5 protein-coding genes are annotated in these 1,940 nt (G+C 35.3%); 3 read left to right on the plus strand and 2 right to left on the minus strand.

Going from position 1 to position 1,940, the window contains the following annotated elements; all coding sequences use genetic code 11:
- The first annotated feature begins 231 nt into the window (after window positions 1-231).
- Complete coding sequence (locus tag BA053_RS06090) at window positions 232-543, plus strand: ECH_0659 family protein (RefSeq protein ID WP_065095087.1); 312 nt, start codon at window positions 232-234, stop codon at window positions 541-543.
- Between the two features lie 134 nt (window positions 544-677).
- Complete coding sequence (locus tag BA053_RS06095; protein ID WP_065095086.1) at window positions 678-1,226, plus strand: head-tail connector protein; 549 nt, start codon at window positions 678-680, stop codon at window positions 1,224-1,226.
- Between the two features lie 7 nt (window positions 1,227-1,233).
- Here BA053_RS06095 and BA053_RS08450 read toward each other — a convergent pair whose 3' ends face one another.
- On the minus strand, window positions 1,234-1,365 hold the full coding sequence (locus BA053_RS08450) for a hypothetical protein (protein WP_255356262.1): 132 nt from the start codon (window positions 1,363-1,365) through the stop codon (window positions 1,234-1,236).
- 18 nt (window positions 1,366-1,383) lie between these two features.
- Window positions 1,384-1,521, minus strand: a complete 138-nt coding sequence (locus BA053_RS08740; protein ID WP_245611010.1) for a hypothetical protein — start codon at window positions 1,519-1,521, stop codon at window positions 1,384-1,386.
- Between the two features lie 31 nt (window positions 1,522-1,552).
- Here BA053_RS08740 and gp17 point away from each other — a divergent pair.
- On the plus strand, window positions 1,553-1,940 hold a 388-nt coding region (gp17, locus tag BA053_RS06100; protein ID WP_065106868.1), incomplete at its 3' end, for a tail completion protein gp17.

Raw genomic sequence — 1,940 nt, forward strand, 5'->3', positions numbered from 1 at the left:
TTTAACATAAAACGGCTACTTTTATGCTTACCAACTTAATAAAATTCCTGGATCCCAGTGTCAAGCACTGGGATGACAAGAAGAGAGGGTACTTGGATAAGAGTCATTGCCCTCCTGGTAGGCCCAAATTGCAATATTCGTACAGTCATGAGTTACACAGTAGTGTGAATTTTTTACTTTGGTAGTTTTTCATTGTCATTATAATTATGATAGTAGTTGAGTTTAATTAATATGAAAACTTTTGCGAAAAGCTCTAAGAGTAAGGGAAAAAAGCTGGAGGAGTTTGATAAGGAAATTGAAGATATAACAACTATAGCTCAAGATAAATTTGCACATGAACTTGAAAATATCGCATATGACAGTGTGCAAAAATTTCGCGGTCTGCTTGCTCAAGAGTTAAACTCCATCTTCAATAATATTCATTCCCAAAATGTTAATCTACTAAAATCCAGCCTAGTTGAATATGCTATAAGTTCAAATTTTATCAATAAAAAAGGAGAAACAGCTTTAATACGTTCTCTTCTCAATATATTCATACGATAAAGCACTCAGAGTTGTTGCTGCGCCAATTCAACTTAATTTGAATGCAAGCTGCATAGCTAAAGTAAGTAAGATTTGTCCCACGATAAACGAGGTAAACCTTACTTATTCTAGCTATATCAAAAAGGAGGGTTATTATGTCAATAAGATCTACTTCACCAAGAATATCTGTGCAACGTAAATCTAAGCTTAAATCTTTTCCGGTTACTTTAGAAGAGGTTAAATCTTTTTTACGCATTGAGAACGACCAGGATGATAAGTTGATTTCAGATCTAATTTTTATGGCTACTGATTATGCTGAGTGGCATATGGAAAAGTCACTAATAAAGCAAACATGGCAAGTTTCATATGAAGATTATGTACCTCGTAGGATCTATTTAAGCTATGGCCCTGTGAGTAAGATAGTATTGGCTACTGCAATGATGTCTAAAAATCAAGAGAAGAGAACACTTAAGTATTATTTTAGTGATGTAGGGGGCTACGTTGAGTTTTTCAATTGTTTGAATGCAATAAGAGTTGATGTTGTATACGAAGCTGGTTATGACAATGTTCCTGAGCAGATAAAACTAGGTATTATGCGGCATGTTTCTGCTATTTACAAAGATCGTGAATCGGAGGTAAGTAGCCATTTATCTGAAGTGAAGAAGGTGTATTCTCCATTTCGCGAACCAAAGGTTGTTTTGTAGGTAGGTATTACAGTAATTGCTGGCCACAACTGTACCAACATTTTGATTTGAGTCCACCAAGGAGGGTGTCATTCCAGTGCTTGACACTGGAATCCAGAAATTTCGATTTGTAAGTAAGCACACTGAGCTGGGTGAGCATAAAAGTAGCTGTCTTATGCTAAAATAAACGTCTTTGGTGAGATTGCATGGAAAACTGGATCCCAGTGTCAAGCACTGGGATGACATCATAGGGGCTGGGATGACAGGAAGAGGAGGCTACTTGGATGACACCGTCTGCTAAGCAAATTGCCTGCAAATTGCAATAGCCGTGTCTGTGAGGATTAATTATGGAAAAAATTCAAGCTATAAACGAGTTGTACAATAGTATTTATGCAGCACTAAAAGCAAACTCTGATTTAAGGAAATATGTTACTAACATTTATGACTACTTACCTAAACAGGTCACCATTCCTTACCTAAGATTGCATGTAGTGAATTATAATAATCTGCACATGCTGTCCAATTTTGCTACAAAGGCAAGATTTTCATGCGACATATATACCCATCATATAGGCAGTATGTTTGCCATTATAAGGCATATTAACTTGATACTTAAGAGTATTAAATATTCTGATAATGAAACTATTTTAGAAAGTAATTGTGCTATGAGTCAGCACGATGAAATTTTACATTCAACAATTAATTTTGATATTTTAATAAAAGGAGGTGATAATG

Origin of the sequence: Wolbachia endosymbiont of Nomada ferruginata (genome assembly GCF_001675785.1) — a bacterium.
Taxonomy (GTDB): domain Bacteria; phylum Pseudomonadota; class Alphaproteobacteria; order Rickettsiales; family Anaplasmataceae; genus Wolbachia; species Wolbachia pipientis.

What these genes read in the sequence shown, in the direction of transcription:
- BA053_RS06090 (WP_065095087.1), top strand. Translation starts at nt 232, where the DNA reads ATGAAAACTTTTGCGAAAAGCTCTAAGAGTAAGGGAAAAAAGCTGGAG.
- BA053_RS06095 (WP_065095086.1), top strand. Translation starts at nt 678, where the DNA reads ATGTCAATAAGATCTACTTCACCAAGAATATCTGTGCAACGTAAATCT.
- BA053_RS08450 (WP_255356262.1), bottom strand. Translation starts at nt 1,365, where the DNA reads ATGCTCACCCAGCTCAGTGTGCTTACTTACAAATCGAAATTTCTGGAT.